The sequence below is a fragment of the Ornithinimicrobium pekingense DSM 21552 genome (genome assembly GCF_000421185.1).
GTDB classification, from domain to species: domain Bacteria; phylum Actinomycetota; class Actinomycetes; order Actinomycetales; family Dermatophilaceae; genus Ornithinicoccus; species Ornithinicoccus pekingensis.
Window position 1 is genome coordinate 245592 of sequence record NZ_ATWJ01000007.1, and the last position, 20406, is coordinate 265997.

Below are 20406 nucleotides of genomic sequence, written 5' to 3' on the forward strand. Positions count from 1 at the left end.
CTCGACGCCCAGGTTGGTCACATGGATCGACCGGGCTGAGAGGGCAGCCCGGTCCCGCCGAGGTAGGAGGGGAGGGACGGCGACATGCAGAGCACGGCGCTGCAGCTGCTGGAGGAGGACGTGCGCGAGCTCGTCCGTCGTCGGCGGCTCGACCCGGCGCGTGACGAGGACGCGGTCCGCTCGCTGGTCGGCGAGGTCCTCGACGACTATGACGACCGGGCGCTGGTGGGCGGGCTCGTGCCGCTCGCGGACCGCAAGGAGGCCCACCGTCTGCTGGTGGAGTCGGTGGCCGGCTTCGGACCGCTCCAGGCCTATCTCGACGACCCGAGCGTCGAGGAGATCTGGATCAATGCCTCCTGGCGCGACGGCAGGTAACGGTTGTCAACGGAACCGCTGGTCAGAGACGTTCCGGAGTGACGCTTTCGTTGGTGAGTACGGGTACGAGACGGTGCTTCTGCGGACTCTGTGCGGACCGGGGACGGACGGGTGAACAGTTTGCGGTTCTGTGGATAGTTGGCGGCTGACCAGATGCAACCGGGGGCATGATCGAGGCGAGGCGGACCGCAGACGTCCGGGAAAGGGACTACATGGACGTTGGGGCAACGGCGGAGCACGAGCGCAGGAAGCTCGAGGCCGTCGAGCACGCGGCAGCGGCTCTGGCCCGTGCCGTGCAGACGGCGCGTGAGGCACGTGCGATGCGCGACGGGGCTGTGCGCGCTGCGGTGAAGGCTGGAGTGAAGCCCTCACGCGTGGCCGAGGCTGGGGGGATCAGTGCGGGGCGGGTAACGCATCTAACGTGCACTTCAAGGGGTGATCCCGGTGACGATAAGGTTGGGTGAGCTCGTGCGCTGGACATGGCTTCAGTCAGGGTTTCCGGCCCGTGCTGGGAGCGCCAGTTGGTGACCTCGCTCAAGATGGAGCTGCAATGGAGCAAGCGAACGTGTGACCGTTGCGGCGGTGACCGGTTGGCGAAGCGCCCCTGTCCGGAGTGTGGCGCTCGCCCGCGAGCTTATGAGATCCAGCCGGATTTGGATCGTCGACGTCGGTTGGTGCAGGACTTCCGGGCGGGGCGGCGGTCGGTCGTTCCGGTTGCCCGGCCGGAGGATGTGCAAGCGGACTTCGTGCTCGCGTGTGGCGGGGTCTTCTCGGCACTTGCCGCGGCCTCTCGGGGCGGATACGACGCGTCGGAGCTTTGGGACGCGTTCGAGAGGCTGGACCAGTTGGAAGCAAACATGTCCATCCCTGAATTGCGGCCACACCTGAACCGAGGCCGCGCATTGCTGTCGGCGATCCGCATGTTGGGGGAAGGCATGGAGAGGTTTTTGGACGCCCTGGCCGCGGAGGACATCGATGAAGCCCAGCGGTTGGAGGCGTCTGGACAGGCCATGATCGAGAGTGCGGTTGCCGAGCTCGAGCCGAATCGGCACGAACTGCTCAAGCGCAGCGTGGAGGAGGGGATGTCGCCTCTCGAAGCCATGGGGCGCGATCACGCTGGCATGTTGGGGGTTGGGTCTCTGCAAGATCTGCAGCAGCGTGTTGTGCGGGTTACCGGGCTGCCGGGTCAGGACTTCTCTCTCCACCTGGCGATCGAGGGGTTAGACATCGCCGCCGCATCCCTCGACCGCGAGCGCTACCTCCGTCTCTCAGAAGCAGCGAGCACGCTCCTCGAGGGGCGGGAGGAGATATTAGACGACGCGGACGTCCTGGAGGGTGTGCAGGTGGCCTTGCTATTGACGGAGGCGCGTCAGGCGACGCTTCTGGCCGCCATCGAGGCGGAAGAGGACGACCTGACCCTCACCGGCCTCGCCCTCGACCTGGTCAAGACCGTGAGGGAACGCGGCCTGCGGGCAGTCCTTGTACCGCTAGTCGCGGCCGCTCTCTGCGACTCGATAGAGCGGGTCGGCGACATGGGGAGCGGGTCTCTCTTGAAGCGCGCCTCTGCTCACATCCCGGAGTTGGAGTTGGATGGGCTGGACCGGTTGCTCAGGGATAGTGCAGCACACGAGGACTATCACGTCGAGAATGGGTTGATCGTCCTGGATCAGGGTCGAGTGCGCCTCACTCCGGACGAGCTACTGGACCGGGTGTTGGAAGTCTGGGAGTTTTTCACCGGGATGGCTCGAGGACTCTTCATCAGTGCGGCGAGGGCCGGAATGCCGCTGCCCGAAGTGGACCGCCTGCCGCCGCGGGTCCAGTTCGAGCTCGTGCGCTATTTCACAGGGCTGCATGGTTTGGGTCATGTCAACTTTGAGATTCAGGGAAGAGTTGCGGCCCTTTCCGGGGTCGGGATGGTGCACTCTTGGCCCGGGCTCGTGGCAGCGCTGTCTCCGCTGATAAGCGAAGAGGTCCTCACCTTGGAAGGTAGGTTCGAAGATTCGAACGGTGACGTCATCTACGGCTGCGCGGAGCTCGAGGCCTACCGGGCGTTGTCATCGGAGCGACCAGAGCAGCCGGGATGTTGTGCGCAACTACTGAAATTCTTACCAGTGTTCGCGTCCACGCGGTACGAAGACACGAGTCCTATCGACGCTCAGGAGTGGTTGTCGGTGGCGGTGCACGTCGTCTGTGAGCATGTGGACGCGGTTCCGCTGATCGACCGTCTACGCCGAGGGCGGGAAGTGCTTCAACGAGCGACCCAGGCCGGGGTGGATACGCGCCCAATCAAACTCCTGCTTGCCCGCATGCGTAATGTAGGTGGCACTGGAGCCACTCCGCGCAGGCTGTGGCACGTTCCTTTACGCGGTGACGCATAAGGAGCGGCTTCAGCCGTAGTCGCACACTGGCCGCCAAGTGACAACCGGTAGTGACAATTGGAAGAGCGTCGCGAGCGAGCCCAACGCCCAGGCCAGTGCCTATTTGGACGTATCCACCGTTGCCCGAGTTCGGATCGCGGGGATCGATACCCCGAGCGGGGGGAGCGCTGCCACGAGGAGGCCGATGCTCGGACGACCGAGCTGGGCCAGGGACCGGGAGGCGGTTCTGGTGAAGGCGGGCGCAGACAGCATCGAACACTACGGCCACCTCATCCTTACCTTTACGTCGATGGACGCGATGTCGGCCTGACGCTGATTCAGGAGGGCCCTGGCCATCGCCCTGTACGACTCCCGCGACGGCCGCGGTTGGCACGAGCGCGAACGGAGTACGTCGCCGCTGATGAGGCGAGTCCGCAGGGACACTCCTGCCAGGCGCAGCCAGCCACTCAGCCTGCACCTCAGCCCCCCGCGGATGGCGGGGGGACCCCACCCGCAGTTCGCGACGTGCAAGGAAGCGAAGGCGAACGGGTACGGCCGGTACTACCGCGGCGTGGACCCGAGTACCACTGGTACCGTGACGCTGACTGCGACGGGATTGTCTGTGAGCGGTGACCTCACCGTCCCCGCGGCAGGCCGGTCGGTGCGAGGACCCTCCGCCTTAGCGGCCCGGTAACGTCACGCGGCTGTGGCGATGTCGCCGGCGTGGTCGGTATCGACTGCAGATCCCGGGGCGAAGTTGAGGGTCCCGGGGAGTCACATCTTCGCGGCGTTGTCCCTGCTCCTCTCGATCGAGTAGCGCGCGTGGTTTTTGGCGACCTTGTCCTGCAGGGCCGTGCTCAGGTCGACGTCGAGGACGTCGGCTAGCCGCAGGGCGTAGATGAGGACGTCTGCCAGTTCGTCCCGTACTTGTTCGGCTTCCGTGGTGTCCATGATCCGCTTGGATTGCTCAGGCGTGAGCCACTGGAACAGCGCCACGAGCTCGCCTGCCTCGCCGGCCAGGGCCATGGCGAGGTTCTTCGGCGTGTGAAACTGATCCCAGTTCCTCTCGGCGGCGAACTCACGCAAGGCCTGCTGCTCCTGAGTCACATCCATGGCGGACAGTGTGCCGGGTCCAGAGCATGGCTCCATAACCGGCCGTCCTGTTGGTGGCACACTGAACATCCCGTCACCGCATCTAGGAAGGGTTTTCAGTGCCTACTGTCGTCATCCAGCCAAGCTTGGGAAACCCGGACGCCCGCCGACACTGGAAGGACACCATGGTTCGGCCAGTGCCGCTTGGGCGAATCGATGCGGCATTGACTGAGGAACTACGCCAAGAGTTCATCCGCATGCATCCGGATAACGAAGCTCGGTTTTGGGGGATGACAGCTAATCAAGACAAGGGCGTGGACAAGCTACGCACAGGGGACGTCGTTCTGTTTACGGGCGCGAACCATGTTCAAGGCATCGGTGAGGTTGGTCTCGTTCTCCGTAACGCTGCCGTCGGTGACCTCCTGTGGAAGCCCCACCCCGACCGTGGCAGTTATCACAATGTCTACTCCTTGAAGTCGTTCACCTTCACCCAGATCCCTTACGCCGAGATTTGGGCACTGCCCAGCTTCAACACCGGGGATAACTTTATGGGTGCCCGGTTCCTGACCGGGACGAAGGCGGACGAGATCCTCACCGGTCTTGACATCACCACACGAACAGCGGCTGAGCGGGAGCGGAGTGCCCAGCAGGCCGAGGTCGAGCGTGCGGCGAAGGTGCTCGGGTTCGTCGCTGACGAGGCCTTGCACGTTGAGTCCACCGAGTACGTGCATCCCGGCGGGCGCATGACGGTGAACCGCTTCGAGGCTCTGCTCGTCCGCCGCTATCGCGAGCATCTCGGCGTCGAAACGCGCCGCATCAGGTGTGACGCTGGAGTGACTGACATGGCCATCGGCACGGACGACGACCTGGAGATCGTCGAGGCGAAGTCGAACACCAGCCGCCTGAGTGTCCGCACCGCTATCGGCCAACTCCTCGACTACGGCTACCACATCCCCGGAGTTCGAACGTTCACCATTCTGCTCCCGGCGCAACCGGAGCCTTCGCTGGAGTCTCTTTGCCTGAGACTCGGCATAACGCTCGTTTACCTAGATTCCGAGGGGCACTTCACTCGATGCGAAGCGGCACGAGGAGCGCGGGTAGCCATGGCAGCCCTTCTTGCGCCTCTGCTTGAGCAGGCGACAGTTTGAATCGCCCCGGGTTTCGTGGAGGCTCGGTTAGTTGGTTCCGGCCCCGGCGGGGACGGGGTTGTCAGGGTAGTGCTGGGGCGTGGTGGTTGCCCAGTGGTGGTCCTCGTACTGGGCGGGTGGGACGTGGCCGAGCTCGCCGTGCAGGCGTCGGTGGTTGAACCAGTCGACGTACTCGGCGACGGCCAGCTCAACGTCGCTGACGTTGGCCCAGCCACCTTTGGGGCGCATGGCGGGGTTGCGGATGCACTCGGCCTTGAACAGGGAGTTGAAGGCCTCGGCCATCGCGTTGTCGTAGCTGTCGCCCTTGGACCCGACCGAGGCGACGGCCTCGGCCTCGGCGAGGCGCTCGGTGTAGCGGATGGCTCGGTATTGATCTCCGCGGTCGCTGTGGTGCGTCAGCCCGGCGAGGTCGCGGCCGGCCCGCCGCCGGGCCCACAGGCCCATGTCCAGGGCGTCCAGCGCCAGGTCGGTGCGCAGTGAGGTCGACACCTGCCAGCCCACCACCATGCGGCTGAAGACGTCGATCACGAACGCCGCGTAGGTCCATCCCGCGTGCGTGCGCACGTAGGTCAGGTCGGCCACCCACAGCTGGTTGGGCGCGGCCGCGACGAACTCGCGGTTGACCAGGTCCGCCGGGCGCTCGGTCTCGGCGCCCTGCCCGAAGGTGGTCCGGGCGGTCTTCTCCCGTGGGATGCCACGTAGTCCGGCCGCCTGCATGAGCCGCTCCACGGTGCAGCGCGCCACCGCGCTGCCCTTCCGGTTCATCTCGGCGTGGACCTTGCGGGCGCCGTAGACGCCGAGGTTGGCCTTGTGCACGGCCTTGATCTCCTCGGTCAGCTCTGCGTCGCGCACGGCGCGGGCCGAGAGTGGGCGGTTCCGGGCGGCGTAGTAGGTGCTCGGGGCGATCTGCACGCCGGCGTCCTTCAGGACGGCGCAGATCGGCTCGACCCCGAACCTGTCGCGGTGGGCGTCGATGTACTCGACCAGCACCGCGGTGGGCACCTCTACCTGAGCTTGCGGTCGAGCTCCGCGGCCGCGAAAAAAGCCGCGGACGTCTTCAGGATCTCGTTCGCCCGGCGCAGCTCACGGACCTCGCGCTCGAGATCGGCCAGCCGCTGCGCGTCATCGCTCGTGGTGCCCGGCCGGACGCCGTCGTCGATCTCGGCCTGCCGGACCCAGTTGCGCAACGCCTCGGGGTGCACCCCCAGCTGGTCCGCGACCCTCTTGATCGCCCCACGAGCCGACTGCGGGTCAGCCCTGGCGTCCAACGCCATCCTCGTCGCCCGCTGCTGCAGCTCGACGCTGTACTTCCTCGGTGCTGGCATGGTGCTCATCATCCTTCCCAGGATTGAGAGCCTCCACCAGACCCGGGGCGATTCAGTTCCAAGTCGCCCTCTGAACACACTGTGACGCGAGGCGCGCACAGGCGGTCAAGACCGGAGCCCTCGACGGGTGTTCCTGTTCCTTCTGCAGGTGCAGAGCCTTCGATGCCAGGTGCGGGAGTGGCGGGCCGGCAGCTGGGTAGCTCTGGTCGACGTACAACCCGCACCCCGAGAACGAATGCTCGAGTTCGGCCAGCCGTACCGCGTGTGACGGCTCCAGAGCGAAGCCCGGTCAACAGCGGCACCGGGTTGCGCCCCAAGCGAGCCCCCCGTAGCTCGGCCAAATTGGCACTTCCCCGCAGGGCTTCAGGCTGGCACAATACTGAGACCACTGGGGCAGGAATGAGCAGTCATGGGCACGCTAGGGAGGGGTATAACTGCCATTGGCCGCTGCGTGGAACCGGATGTTCGCGAGTCGAACATAGGGGCCAGCCGCCGGCTGGGTCCCGCTCAAGGCCTAATGGGCGCCGTGACAGCTTTCCTGCTTCTGTGGTTTAGCGTGTTTGCAGGAGTGAGCGCGGTCGCCGCGCCAGCGGGCAACGACGAACCCGCAGCTCTGTCACTTCTCGTTGTTTCCACGGGAGCAGCTGGGGGAGACGTTTTTGTGCTCCTCTCCAACGATGGGGGGACGGCCGGCACAAATATCGACCTTCGAGCGCAGGGTCCGCCGGGGACTGAAGTCCAGGTCCACCCGCGACGCGTGTCCAGCCTGCAACCCGGAGAGACGCGCCTCGCGCGGGTGGAAGTTGCAGGAACACCCGCCGCTCGTCCAGCTCGTCTAGTCGTACAGGCGACCGCGACAAGTGCTGGCGTCAGCGTAGGGGCAATGGAGGCGATGGAGCTGGCAGCGCCAACGGAGTCCACGACCTTAACGATTGCTGGCAGTACCAGCATCACGGATGCTTCCAAAGCGCATCTAGTCGCCGTGCTGGTGAATCCTCATTCGGAGGACATGACAGCCGTTCTGACGGCGCGTTCATCCGGAGGGATTGATCTACGCGTTAGTCCGCCTAGCTCGGCGCCGGATTGGAACGCTGGTCAGCAGACTCTTGAGGTCGAAATGCCGGCCAAATCTGTTGCCAGTGCCATCGTGCATGCGCGGGTGACAGACGCAATCAGCCGGGGGTCTGTGGCCGTCGTTGTTAGTGCTGACGTTATGGATAAGGCTGGCGTCAGACGCGAGACATTAATGGCCGCTCAAAATCTGCAAGCATCGCTCTCAGCCGACGCTCTGCCCACCTTCTTCGGTGTCAGCGGAGCGTTGCTGTTTCCCGGCACCGCCATGGTTTACGCGTACCTTGCCGTCTTGAGGTGGGACCAAAAACGCTTGAGGGTCACACCAACGTCCATTGGGGCCCGATTGTGGCAGGACAAGGAACTGCTGGCGCTAGCAGCGCTTCTTTCTGTGGGGCTTGCCTGGGTCTTTTCCCACGTAGGATTAGGGTCATTTTTCGACACTTATACCGTTCCTGATCTAGCAATTGCGACGGCGTTAGCTGCGGTTTTGGGAGCACTATTGGCGCTGCTTCGGGTAGCCATACATCGACGAGGGACCCGGTTACTGACAAGCGTGAGTTCGAAGTTGGAGGTAGTGCAGGCCAGTGAGACTGCGGATCCATCCAATTTGCGCCCCGTCTACAAAACGTCAAACGACAAACGTGGTGTGCTCATCCACGTGGATCGCGGCATACCCGTTCTGGCACCGCGAATGGGTTACATGGAAATTGATGTCGATCAAGCAGCACCGAAGTTGCCGAATAACCAGCCGCAACGCCTATCTGACATAACCCGTCATCTTGCAGAGGACCCGATTGCCAAGGATGATGTCCGACTCGTCTACCTACAGTCGCAAGACTGGGTGTCCCATCCCGGAGCGGCCATAGATGCCCGCCCGACTGGTGAGTCGGACGTCCTTCTTCGGTACTCCGACTCCTAAAAGACGTTGGCGCCTCCCCGTAGGAGACGCCAACGTGATCACTGGACTACATCGGATCTGATCAAGCTGCCATCGGCCTTGGCTACTGCCAGAATCATCGCCGCTGACCACCTCAGGATACCAGGAGGCAGGACATGCATCAAGGGGACAGTGTGAACATCTTGTCACATCGCGTTCGCGTTAGTTACATCTCGTCAGTACCGTTGGAAGTCTTGCCCAAATTCGGTGGGCCACAGGAGTTTGCGTTGGCGCTCCAGAGGCCCCCCGTGGTGGGAGACTTTCCATCGCAACTCCCCTTCGGGCCCGGACTCGAAGCAGAGAACACATTCTGGCTCCGAGTGGTAGAACGCAATCTCCAGACGCCCGTGTCCTCCGGGGAGGCGCCGCACCTACGCCGAGCGGGGGTTCCTTTGCGGTTTGCCCCCAAGGTTTGGTTCGAGCGTGAGACTAATGATGCACCTTGGAGTCTGCAGCTGCCTCGATTAGAGGTCTGGCTGCATCCCTATGCGCTCAGCAGTTTTACGAGCATCGACGTCGTCTTCGATCCAGCTATGGAGCTTGGCGATGTGGCGAACGTAGTTGACGCGAATCTCCTCGAGCTACCTCGAGTTAAGGGGCCGCTTAGCTCGACGGGGGTCCGGATCGACGAGGTCAATGCCCAAGCCTTGTCCGGATTTCTTGACCTCCTGGGGGCCCAGACCCCGCACCAGACCGTGCAGTATCGTCTATGCACGGTCATCGAGACCAAACCTGGCGACATGGAGGCTATGCCGAAATCAAAGGGCTCTCTGCAGGTTAGTATGCACCGATTGTCGGGTGGGGATGATCTACTGCCTGCTCCTGCCGATGCATTCGTGGCCACGTGGACTGGGTCTACATATGACTGGTCTCCGGCTCGGCTGTTCTACCTTCTAGCAGAAGGTGCTTCCTCCTTGAATTTTCAGAAAACATCCGGATTAGGGTCAGCCAGTACACAACATAGGTTTGCCACGATGATGACGGGGTTAATCCTGGCTCAGCTCAATCTACTACGGGTAGCGCCGCAGTCGAGTAATACCTTCTACAGCGAATGGGCGAAGTTGGCTGCTCAACAGCTCGGTCGACTCTTTGGTCCTAGCGAACGATTCAAGGACTGGGGCTTGATACCGCAGGCCTTAATGCGGCGTCTCGATGCTACGGCAGCCGTTCAAGCGGTGCTAGGAACCCCGTTGAAGCCGAACGAGAACTACCGCGTCGCAGAGTGGGCCGACCCCAAATTAGAAAACAAGTAGCTTCGGATGCAGGCGGCCATCTAATCAGTCGCAACGTGCCCGGCCTAGTCGATCGCGCCTGCACGCCATGCGGATGCCGGCTCCCGCCTTCCGCGGCGACAGGGGAACGACGCGTTCAACAAGGGACGTGGACGCTGGTGTTCATGTGTGTAATTCGCCCATAGCGTTCATCCGGTCCATCAAGCCTTGTCCCCTCATCGAGGATCGTGGCGCTGGAAGGTTCTACCGTCCTCCTCCCATATGACGGAGCAGCCGTGTGCTCGCATTAGGTCGACCAAGTCTTCGCTGGGACGCACCGGGACCAGAAGGGCCTTGGTCCGGTGGTCCACAAAGCGGGCGTAGTCGAGTAACTGCCCCAACCCGGCACGGACGTAGCTCCGGGCGCCCGACGCCTTGGCCTCCACGAGCTCCTCGGCGGTTTTGTTGTAGACGTCCGTGAACAGGTAACCACCACCAGGGATAGGGACACGATGACGAACCGCTTCTTGTCCCTGCTTGCTTAGCCACTCGGTGTACCGACCGACCAACCTCGCCTCGCGGCGGACCGCTTCCCTGGGTTCGTCCGGCCGCTGCGCGGCGTACTTGTCGACGTTGTGGGCCTCGACCGGAAGCTCCTCCGGAACCAACGTGTCAGGGCCGGCTGCATCTACCGAGGTCTTGACCACTTGACCCAGCGGAGTGAGACGGAACACGAGGACCGATCGCAACTCACCCTCGCGGTCGAGAGCGTCAGCCCGGTAGTACGGGGGGTCCGCCAGCATGAACTCGCCAAGGTACGTGGTGTCCCGGCCCGCGCTTCGGAACATACGGATGGTCCGTCCGAGCCCGTCCGCGTCCATGATGGACTTGTTGCCGCCGGTGCGTAGGGTCTGATCACCCACCTGCCCGTCGCCGGTGTAGTGGAAGGTGCCGTCGGAGTGCCAGCCGTCGTACTTGTAGCCGAACGCCTCACCGGCACTCGGATTGCTGAAGAGGAAGACGCTTTCCGCCTTGACGGATGGCTCCATCCCGCCATAGCGCCCACCACCCCACCGATCATGCAGTTCCGACCGCGGCAGCGTCTGGCCCACTTCGATGTCCCAATCAGCCATACTGCGCAGTCAATCACGGTCAGTCTTCGCTCGGCGCACCACCTCGACAGACGGACTGAAACTTCAGCTGCCGGATACCAATCCGCCCGGCGGCCTTGAAGACCTAACGGCCGACCGACTAGAGGTGGCGTGTCGGGGCCCAGTCGCCGGACGGGGTGTAGCGTCGCGGAGGCCGAAATGTTGTGTGTGGGCAAGGTGCTCTTGAGGAGGTTGGCGTGGAAGCCAGAGCGTGGGTCGTGCGTGCCGGTAGGCACGGCGAAGACGAAGGATCGAACCTGCAGGAGGGCCGGGCGACGATCGGCTGGCACGAAATCGGTGACCTCACCGAAATGCAGACCCGCGAACAGGTCCGTCGAATAGTGGACGAGGTCTTCGCGGGCGATCACCCGAGCCGCCAGGCAATCTTTGCGGGGCAGTTGTGGGCCTTCCGCGACACGATCCGCGCGGGTGACCTGATTCTGATGCCGCTAAAGTCCCAACCCGGCCAGATCGCTTTTGGGCGATGCACCGGCGAATACGCCTATGACCGGGAGGCCGACGCCCACCGGCGCCACTTCCGCCCGGTGCAGTGGCAACCGGACCTCGTGCCGCGCTCCGCGCTGGGTGGAGATCTGCTGGCAATGGTGAATGCGTCCATGACCGTGTTCAGCCCCTCCCGGAACGACGCCGCCAACCGCCTGCGCGCCGTCGCGGCCACGGGAGTCGACCCGGGACTGTCCGGCGGCTCAACGGCTGGTGCGGGTGCAGGCGGTGACGGGCTAGACGCGTCCGGCAACGCTGGTGACGCCCAGGTGACCGACCCTGCGCCGGCGCCAACGCTGGATGCCATCAAGGACCAGGTCCGCGCGTTTGTGATGACGCGCTTCCGTGAGCACGAGCTCACCCGTCTAGTGGCGGCGATCCTCGAGGCGCTGGGATTCGTGTGTGACGTGTCCCCGGCCGGGCCTGACGGAGGCGTGGACATCCTCGCCGGGTCGGGACCCCTAGGCTTCGATGCTCCGACCATCGTCGTAGAGGTGAAGTCGGAACCGGGAGCGGTGGGGTCCGCAGTCCTGCGCACCCTCCACAGCGCGGTCACCCGCTACAACGCCCACCACGGTGTCCTGGTGGCTTGGGGAGGCGTGAGCAAACCCGCCATGGCCGAGTTCTCCCACCTGCGAACAACCATCCGAGTCTGGGATAGCGAGACACTGTTGGACAAACTGTTCCAGACCTACCCGCGCCTCCCGGAGCACATCCGGGCGCAACTCCCGCTCAAGCAGGCTTGGGTGCTGGACGACGAGAGTGCGTAGTGCCGGCCTGTCCTGGCTGGCGTCTGCAGAGGTCCCTAGTGCATCGCTCAGCATCTGTAGTGGTGGCCCCGGCAACAAACAAGAGGCGGATTCCCGAGGCGCACCTTGATCGTGCCGCCTCGTGGCGTGTGGAAGCCGGAACTGGGAGACTGAGGTGTCACCCTCCTTGTCGTTCCGGCCTCCCGGCACGGCGCCGCCCGCTGGTTTCAACCAGAGGCAAGTTACGACCGCGCTTCCCCGGGAGATTGTTGACTACCATGCCTGACGCCGGCATGGTTGCCGGATGGAAGCAGTAGCCACTGCCGCTCTTGCGGTGGCCCAGACGGATGTGAGTGCGGGACGCGGCGCGTACACAGCGGTGCTCGTCGCAGTCATTTCACTCTTGGGAACGTTACTAGTGGCCGTGATCACAACTGTTGGGGGTGCGCGCCTGCAGCGGCGCAATGCCGCACTCGAGGAGAGTATCGCGGCACGGTCCAACGAAGCGGACGAGCGTATCAAGCACCTCGAGCACGAACATGACGTGGCCAGATTCGAACTCGAGGTATCGGAGCGCGCAAAGGCCGAAGAGGAGAGCCGAGATGCCGTGGCACGCCGCTATAGGGAACCTCTGTTGATGGCTGCCATCGAGTTGTACGGTCGCCTCCGTAACATCGTCGGCGACGACTTCTTGGGAGCTTTTCTGGTGCGCGGACGACCTCACGAGAAGCGCTACGCCGAGAATCATACCTTGTACCAGGTGGCTCAGTACTTCTGTTGGGTCGAGATCGTCCGCCGGGAGGTGCAGTTCCTGGCCCCGGGAAACGAGGCTCAGCAACAGGAACTGGAGGCGCGCCTACAGACGGTCAGCGCAGCATTCAGTTCAGATGACTTGCGTCGCGTTATGTTGCACCGACTGAAGAATCTGCCCGGCGCATGCGAGGTGCTTATGGATCGGATGACCGCGGACGCGCGGCTCAGAGGAGAGCCGACCTTTCGACTCTTCCGAGGAGAGCAGCGAGCGCTCGGCGAAGTGCTAACTGTCCCGCTTGGTGCAGCGCAGTCCGCGGAATGGGGATGCATGGGGTACGCGCAGTTCATGGAAGCTCTCTCACGACCAGCGACCGCGGCTTGGTTCGACAGTTTGCGAGAAGACATCGCCGAGCTTTCGACAAACCTTCATGATCGCGGCTCCCGACTCGTCGTGATCCAAGCGGCTCTTGTTGAACTGATCGATGCGCTCGATCCGCAAAACACTCGTTCACCACACAACGACCGGGAGGTGGTCGCCCTGCCGCAAAGATGAATGCTCCCACCGGTTGCGCTGTGTCGTCGGGTAGGTCCTCAAGCGATGCAACAGGTCCCGACGCAGACACCGGGCCCAGCACCAGCGACGACGCCGGGACGGCGCGCCAAATCCGACACGTGGCCGTTGACTCTGCGGCTCGCGCCCGCCATAAGCTGATTCGGCCATCCCCCTGGCCGGTGTCGGCTCCGGTCATTCTTCTGCTGCAGACTGCGCTGCACGGAAGCAACAAGGCTGGAGTGCGGACTACCACGACCCCCGCATTCGCCGACGCTCTCTTCATCCACGGGCACAGCCGGCGATGAACCTGCCAAACCACGAACTTCAAGTGGACTCTCTTAGCAGGTAGCCAGGACGCATCCCGCTGCGCGCCGCGGCACGCTTGGTTCTCTCTCGGCTTTCAACGGCCAGATAGAAGTCCCGGTTTTGGTCAGGTGAAAGTGCTCACCCTCTGTGGGGTGATCACTGGGTGGCAGTTCACCTCCTCGCCGTTCGCGGGCGCGTGCGGTACGACTGGCCGTTGGTGACGACGTGGTGGCGTGGTGCAGCAGCCGGTCGAGCATGGCCACCGCGGTGGTGTGCTCGGGCAGGAACCGTCCTCGATTTCCCTGTCGTGAGGTTCGGCATTCCTCCCCACGGGTGGGCTAGACCCAGCCCACGAAAGGGCGGTCTCGTACGCTCATAACGCCTCTAGGGGTTCTCCACCGGCAGACGGTCGAGGAAGTCGGCGTAGGACACGACGGGTATACCTAGGGCCGCCGCCTGCCTCACCTTGGCGGTGGCGCGCAGGGTATCGGGGGCTATGAGCAAAGAGATTGCGGAGCTGACCCCGCCGACCGGGTGCACGCCGGCCGCTCGTGCGAAAGCCTGCCACTCGGCACGGCTGCGGCCGGGGCCAGCTCCGGTGAAGCAGACCTTGTCACCCGGGTTCAACACCGGTAGATCGCTCGGGGGTGCTGTCTCGGCCGCAAGCGTGTGTGCCTCCCAGTCCTCGATGAACGCACTGTCTAGTTTCACGTCCCGGGCTCGTTCCAGGTAGTCGTCAAGGTGAATACGAATTGGTGCGGTTTCCTGCCACATCTCGGTCCATCCTGTGACCCGTTGCTCGACTGGAAAGCCCGTAGCCGGCCACGGCGCAACGGTGGCGAGGACCTGATCCTCCACCCACAGCGCAGCGCCTCGGTGAGGGACAGTGATGATCTGCTCCAGACGCCCGCCGAACTGCTCGAGTGTTACCAATCGGGCATCATTACCGCTGTTGGTGATCCCCACTTTGAAGACCCCCCAGTGCGGGAACCGGAACAGGTAGACCCGGTGCTCGCTTCTCGGGTCGGCTGCTCCGTCACACTTGTAGCACGGAACGAGGCCCCGGTTCAGCTGCTTCATGGAGACGCGACGCGGCGTCTGGCACCGGCTGCATCGGGCGTCCTGGATCGTTTCGGCCCCTGAAAGGGGTTGCTCGATCGTCATCTGGTGCGAACTGAAGCCCACCGCGACGTCCGAAGCGCACGGTCCGCGGTTCCGGGCGTTGCAGGAGGGGCACATGCACCACCTACCAGCAAGTTCCGAAGCCATTCGCCCAGGTAGTTCGACTGATTCCCATCCGCACAACCGGCATCGGACCACCACCGGAGACATCCCGTCGTTGTGCTCGACGCTGTCCCAGACAAGATCGTGGTGAAGGAGGTCCACTGTCGCCCGCGTCCGCTCCGTTGGCCACCACCATTGTCGCAAGACGGCCTGCAGGTCTTCGTGCGTGGCAATGAGTTCCTGCTCCTCCGGTGCAAGACCGGAGGGGCGTGACAGGACTTCTCCGAGAACGTAGGCAATCTGCGGTTTGTGGATCCTCCTGTTTTCCTCACCCCACCACGACCAGAAGCAGACCCGGCACACGGCGACCTCGGGGGAATGGATCTTCTCGACGACGTACTCCAACTTGTAGGGAACCTGGGCCCCACAAGTCAGACACCTTGTTCGCCGGCGCGCGTTGCGATCGCGGAACGGCTCTAGCGGCTCAAGACCAGCACTCTGGTAGATCTTGTCGATGCACGGCACGCAATATGCCTGCACGGTGCGCGTCGTGAACGCTGCGGCGTTCTGGCACCCATCCCCGGAGCAGACTTGAGCAACCATGCCATCAACCTCCACGTTCGCCACAGCTCGGCCCTGACCCTATCCGAACCGGCCGGCGACGGATGCACACCCTGCTCTGTACCCCGAAGACCAAGGCGTGCAGGCCCAACAGCCCTGCATCCAATGGCAGGGAGGCTGCCGTTGGCATGATGGTGCGACGTCAAAGGAGGCAAATGATGAGCAAGAAGGACACCGTCCGTGGGTTCGCCGTGCTGCAGGAAGATCCTGGCGGACGCCTGGCGGCATGGCACGTAGGCTATGGACCCCGCATCGCGTCCAACGTCAACGCGATCGTTCTACCAAAGGGCAGCCCCAACATAGACAACTTGTGTCGGGATCAGTTCGTCCTCTCGGCCGACGGTCAGGCGCAGGGGCCGAGCGCGAAAGAGGTTTGCGAAAGTTTCATAGAAGGCTCACATCGCCTCGGAGAGTATAAGGACATCCCGCACCCTCGGATCCCCAGCCCGCCACAATCGAACATCTCCTCACACGTCGCCCTCGCAGCGGCGAACGATCTGGTGGCCAGTTGGAACTACTGGATAAAAACTGTCCGCCGAGTCACTTCAGCCAAGGACCCGCACCCTCTCCCAGTTATACCGACCGAGGTCTGTCGGATATTTCGTACCGACCCCGAGGCCATCAAGGTCGTCGGAGCCTGGAATTTTCCCAAGAATTGAGCCCGATGTAGACACCCTCGTCCCGTTTCTCAAGCTTGATTCCTCGCGCGCCTTGTTGAGTGATCGCCAACATCTCGGTCACGTCCCGCAGTGGAAGAGGGCGATGGCCTGTTTGTGCGTCTCAACTTCCTCCAACACTGCGCGTGGGTCCCGCCACACGCTCCAGCTACACGCGCCTCAGACTCGACTTGCGTCCGGCAGCCGCTCAGGGCGTAAGATGAAACGTCAATCCACCCCGTCCCCGTAGGAGCCATTGTGGCGCAGAAGGTGCAGACGATCCTTGTCTCGGATCTCACCGGCAAGGAGCTCGGCGAGGATGGCCAGACCCTCAAGTTTGGTTTCCTCGGCGCTGACTACGAGATTGACCTCTCGCAGCAGGAGGCGGACGAGTTCGCCAAGGTCATGCAGAAGTACACCGATGCCGCACGGCGTGTCGGTGGCCGTCGCCAGCCCGGTGGCAACCGTGGCAGTGCCCCGACTGATCGTGAGCAACTGCGGAAGATGCGTGAGTGGGCGAATAAGAACGGCTACAAGGTGTCGACCCGTGGCCGCATCCCTCAAGAGATTCGGGACGCGTATCACGCGGCTAGCTGACTTCGAGGACTCCGAGCCCCCGATGGCACGTGACTGCCACGGGTTGGTTCTAAAAGTGACGGAGCCGAGGCACTCAATCGATGTATCCAGCTCGCGTCGCTCGTCGGCGTTCCCTGTACTCGGGTGAAGCCCAAGCTATAGGCCCTGATGCCCCGACGCGTCTACAAGCGCGGGGGACCGCACAATGCCTGTAGCCAACGTCGGGTATTAGCCAGGAAAGCCGGTTCGACTTCTTACTCGGTGGCGGTCCAGACAAGGGCGCGTGAGGGAGGGCTGCTCGGTGGACCATTGCGACCCGCCGTCACGTTGATCACTCTTGGGCCGCCTGCAACCTCACGACGACGTGCCCGTTCGATGTGGTCTGCCTCCGCCTGATCTAGATCAACCACTGTCCATAACATCATCTGACGTATAGGCTTTACAGGAATGCACTCGATCTGAACCACATCATCTAGGGACGTTCCCCAACTGCGGCCCAGAGTCTTTTCATGGCGATAAGGACGTCGCCGAAAGTCGGAAGTTCGCCCGATGTATATCTCTGTCACCCCTGACGTATGCCGTAATATTCGATAAATCCCAGCCACGCGCGGTATCTTGGCCCAGTCGGCACGACCTCGGACAATCAACGGACGTCCAGCGCGCAGGGCACTTCTTGGCGCCAAGAGAATAGGGCTACTCTGTCTAACCAACTGCTCCGGACCCGGTACCCAAATGGCAGCAGAGCGGTCCAGTCGCACGTTCTCTAGCGTGTCCTCCATAGTAAATGCTGCGAGGCGCAGATTTCTAGCGAGCGCAATTGTGATCTGCTTGTTGGGCATGTCCAGCGTGTATAAAGCACCCGCCTGGCCGAAGGCGCCGGATTCACCCAGAGGACCCCGACGCCCGAGTGTGACGTGATGAGGATGAGCGGCCAGGATGGCCGACCACATGTCCGCGACAGGATCTGAAGAGCGCGAAGCGGCTGCACCACCCCCCTCGAAGGCTGGGTTGCTGCGTTGTGGTGCACCCGTTCTCGCCGATTGTCGGCCGAAGACCTCCCGTGGAGTGGGGCCCGTGGATCGGACCATGGGATTGTCTTCCGCTGAGGTCACCTGGCTGGCGCCAGGCATGTCTCCGCGGTCGGCACCAGTATCTCGCAAGGGGATAGAGGTCGGCTGGAAACTAGGCGGAGAGACAAGGGCACCGGCCTGGGAGTGGGTTCCCTGGGTTGTCCCTAGCGCGGCTACACGAGTCTGGATGGCCACACCGGAGCCGTCGCGCTTGTCGTTCGTTTCCGGGAGGTCGACGGGCATCCCATCTGTGGAGGCGGCCCTCGGTGGTGCAGCTTCGGCCCACGCGAGCAGGAGGGCATTTTCGTCGCGCAGGAACCGGTGACAGCGGACGCCGCCGGTGGCTCGGCCCTTGGAGGGGTAGACCCACATGTCCGTCACCTTGACCGAGCCCGCCTCCACGCCGAGCTGGGCGCCGGCGGAGCCCGCCACAGTGACTACCACGTTCTGAGCGGCGGGGTCGACGGCGCTGAAGCCAACGACCCAGGCCCCGGGGGACAGCATGACGCCGGCCAATCCGCCCCCGGAGAGTTCCTGGAACCGCACGAGGGAAGCGGAGTAGTGCAGCAGCTGGGCGTCGGAGGTGATGAACACCAGCGACTCCTCGCCGGTGGCCAGCTCGACGGCACCGACGACCCGGTCGCCCTCCTTGAGGCTGATGACCTCGAAGGCGTCCCGGTTGCCGGGGTAGTCGGGCTTAACCCGCTTGACGACGCCCTGCCAGGTCCCCAGCGCCAGCCCGGGCCCCCCGCCGTCCAACGACGCGAGCGCCAGGACGCTCTCCCCGGGAGGCAGGTCGACAAAGGCCGACAGCGGCGCACCGCCCGACAGGGAGGGTGCCCCGGCGGTGGGCGGCATGCTGGGCAGCTCGACGACGGACAGCTTGACCACACGGCCGGCCGACGTCACCAGCCCCACCTGTCCCTGTGCGGTCGTCCGCACCCGGGAGGTGATGACGTCGTGCTTGGCCCGGCGGCCGCCCGTCTCGAGCGGCTCCGCACCGGTGGTGCGGGCCAGCAGGCCGGTCGAGGACAGCAGCACCCAGCACGGGTCGTCGGGCACCTCCAGCGCGGCGCCCTTGGCGCCCGGGGCGGCGGCGCCCCTGGCGCCCGGGGCGGCGGCGGACGTCATACCCGTGTTGCCGTCGGACTCGAGCAGCACCGTGCGGCGCGGGGTGCCGTGCTCCTTGGCCACCTTGGCGAGCTCGTCGCTGACCACCGTGAGCAGCAGCTGGGGGTCGTCGAGCATCGCCTGGAGCCGTGCGATCTCGCGGAGCAGCTCGTCGCGCTCGGACTCCAGCTCGATGCGGGAGAACTTCGTCAGCTGGCGCAGCTGCAGCTCGAGGATGTAGTCGGCCTGCAGCTGGGACAGGCCGAAGACCTGCATCAGCCGCTGGCGGGCCGTCGCGGTGTCGTCGGAGGAGCGGATGAGCTGGATGACCTCGTCGATGTCGAGGATCGCCACGAGCAGCCCCTCGACCAGGTGCAGCCGGTCCTGGCGCTTGCGCAGCCGGTGCTCGGTGCGGCGGCGCACCACGGAGGTGCGGAAGTCGACGTAGACCTGCAGCAGCTCGCGCAGGCCCAGCGTGCGCGGCTGCCCGTCGACCAGCGCGACGTTGTTGATGCCGAAGGACTCCTCCATCGGCGTGAGCCGGTAGAGCTGCTCGAGCACGGCCTCGGGGTTGAAGCCGGTCTTGATCTCGATGACCAGGTGCAGGCCCTTGGTGCGGTCGGTCAGGTCGATGATGTCGGAGATGCCCTGCAGCTTCTTAGACTGCACGAGCTGCTTGACCTTCTCGATGACCTTCTCCGGGCCGACGAGGTAGGGCAGGTCGGTGACGACGATGCCCTTCTTGCGCGGGGTGACGTTCTCGATCCGCGCCGTCGCCCGGGTGCGGAAGGACCCGCGCCCGGTCTGGTAGGCCTCGCGGATGCCGTCGAGCCCGATGATTCGGCCGCCGAGCGGCAGGTCGGGGGCGGGGACGAAGCGCATCAGCGCCTCGAGGTCGGCCTCCGGGTGGGCGATGAGGTGGCGGGCGGCGCCGATGACCTCGACCAGGTTGTGCGGCGGCATGTTGGTCGCCATGCCGACCGCGATGCCGGAGGCGCCGTTGACCAGCAGGTTGGGGAAGGCGGCGGGCAGCACCTCGGGCTGGGTCAGCTGGTCGTCGTAGTTGGGGACGAAGTCGACGGTGTCCTCGTCCAGGCTGGCGGTCATCAGCAGCGCCGCGGGAGCCATCCGGGCCTCGGTGTAGCGGCTGGCGGCCGGGCCGTCGTCCAGGGAGCCGAAGTTGCCGTGCCCGTCGACCAGCGGCAGCCGCATCGTGAAGGGCTGCGCCATCCGGACCATCGCGTCGTAGATCGCCGTGTCGCCGTGCGGGTGGTACTTACCCATGACCTCGCCGACGACGCGGGAGCACTTCACGTGCCCCTTGTCCGGGCGCAGGCCGAGCTCGTGCATCGAGTAGAGGATGCGGCGCTGGACCGGCTTGAGGCCGTCGCGGGCGTCGGGCAGCGCGCGGGAGTAGATGACCGAGTAGGCGTACTCGAGGAAGGCCCCCTCCATTTCGTCACATATATCTGACGCAATCCATCGGTCCTCCACACTGCCTTGTGCGTCGGCAGACGCCGCGGCAAGCTCGCGCAGCGGGAAGGCCGCGGGCACCCCATGCTCACTCATTGCTCGGAACCCTCCTTCGGTGCCCCCAGGGCAAGCATGCTCACA

12 protein-coding genes, 2 pseudogenes and 1 other annotated feature are annotated in these 20406 nt (G+C 64.2%); of the genes and pseudogenes, 9 read left to right on the plus strand and 5 right to left on the minus strand.

The window, feature by feature from the left end:
- Positions 1–84 precede the first annotated feature (84 nt).
- Both K330_RS0103260 and K330_RS0103265 read left to right on the plus strand, forming a co-directional pair.
- Positions 85–375: a hypothetical protein gene (locus tag K330_RS0103260; RefSeq protein ID WP_022920427.1), complete on the plus strand. Its 291-nt coding sequence runs from the start codon at positions 85–87 to the stop codon at positions 373–375.
- 674 nt (positions 376–1049) lie between these two features.
- The gene (locus K330_RS0103265; RefSeq protein ID WP_022920428.1) at positions 1050–2753 is read left to right on the plus strand and encodes a hypothetical protein; all 1704 of its coding nucleotides are present in this window, start codon (positions 1050–1052) and stop codon (positions 2751–2753) included.
- A 753-nt stretch (positions 2754–3506) separates the two neighbouring features.
- On the opposite strand, the gene K330_RS0103275 is transcribed toward K330_RS0103265, so the two are convergent.
- Positions 3507–3845, minus strand: a complete 339-nt coding sequence (locus K330_RS0103275; protein WP_022920430.1) for a nucleotide pyrophosphohydrolase — start codon at positions 3843–3845, stop codon at positions 3507–3509.
- Positions 3846–3943: 98 nt separating this feature from the next.
- Here K330_RS0103275 and K330_RS22415 point away from each other — a divergent pair, with 98 nt between their 5' ends.
- The gene (locus K330_RS22415) at positions 3944–4972 is read left to right on the plus strand and encodes a hypothetical protein (RefSeq protein WP_022920431.1); all 1029 of its coding nucleotides are present in this window, start codon (positions 3944–3946) and stop codon (positions 4970–4972) included.
- Positions 4973–4999: 27 nt separating this feature from the next.
- Here K330_RS22415 and K330_RS0103285 read toward each other — a convergent pair.
- Positions 5000–6297, minus strand: a protein-coding gene (locus K330_RS0103285; protein WP_229665766.1) for an IS3 family transposase whose coding sequence is annotated in 2 segments (ribosomal slippage) — positions 5000–6003 and positions 6003–6297 — 1299 coding nt in all. Because the reading frame shifts where the segments join, the coding sequence is not laid out codon by codon here.
- Positions 5870–6019, minus strand: a sequence feature (AL1L pseudoknot). (Overlaps the previous gene by 150 nt.)
- Before the next feature lie 517 nt (positions 6298–6814).
- Between K330_RS0103285 and K330_RS24655 the strand changes: the two are divergent.
- Both K330_RS24655 and K330_RS23530 read left to right on the plus strand, forming a co-directional pair.
- Positions 6815–7144 (plus strand): annotated as a pseudogene (locus tag K330_RS24655) (NEW3 domain-containing protein); the annotation flags it as partial.
- A 36-nt stretch (positions 7145–7180) separates the two neighbouring features.
- Positions 7181–8290, plus strand: a complete 1110-nt coding sequence (locus tag K330_RS23530) for a hypothetical protein (protein ID WP_229665765.1) — start codon at positions 7181–7183, stop codon at positions 8288–8290.
- Between the two features lie 1465 nt (positions 8291–9755).
- Here the strand turns inward: K330_RS23530 and K330_RS0103295 are convergent.
- Positions 9756–10652, minus strand: coding sequence for an SRA domain-containing endonuclease (locus K330_RS0103295; protein WP_022920434.1), 897 nt, complete (start codon positions 10650–10652; stop codon positions 9756–9758).
- Between the two features lie 215 nt (positions 10653–10867).
- Here K330_RS0103295 and K330_RS0103300 point away from each other — a divergent pair, with 215 nt between their 5' ends.
- Entirely contained in the window at positions 10868–11944 is a 1077-nt protein-coding gene (locus tag K330_RS0103300; protein WP_022920435.1) for a restriction endonuclease, read from the plus strand.
- A gap of 283 nt (positions 11945–12227) precedes the next feature.
- Positions 12228–13229, plus strand: coding sequence for a hypothetical protein (locus K330_RS23535; protein ID WP_156875666.1), 1002 nt, complete (start codon positions 12228–12230; stop codon positions 13227–13229).
- A 690-nt stretch (positions 13230–13919) separates the two neighbouring features.
- On the opposite strand, the gene K330_RS23545 is transcribed toward K330_RS23535, so the two are convergent.
- Positions 13920–15386, minus strand: coding sequence for a BRCT domain-containing protein (locus K330_RS23545; protein ID WP_156875667.1), 1467 nt, complete (start codon positions 15384–15386; stop codon positions 13920–13922).
- A 152-nt stretch (positions 15387–15538) separates the two neighbouring features.
- On the opposite strand from K330_RS23545, the gene K330_RS23550 reads away from it, so the two are divergent.
- Entirely contained in the window at positions 15539–16039 is a 501-nt protein-coding gene (locus tag K330_RS23550; protein WP_156875668.1) for a hypothetical protein, read from the plus strand.
- A gap of 255 nt (positions 16040–16294) precedes the next feature.
- Complete coding sequence (locus K330_RS0103315) at positions 16295–16633, plus strand: histone-like nucleoid-structuring protein Lsr2 (RefSeq protein WP_022920438.1); 339 nt, start codon at positions 16295–16297, stop codon at positions 16631–16633.
- Between the two features lie 1211 nt (positions 16634–17844).
- On the opposite strand, the pseudogene K330_RS18875 reads toward K330_RS0103315, so the two are convergent.
- Positions 17845–20361 (minus strand): annotated as a pseudogene (locus K330_RS18875) (DNA gyrase/topoisomerase IV subunit A); the annotation flags it as partial.
- Between the last annotated feature and the right edge of the window lie 45 nt (positions 20362–20406).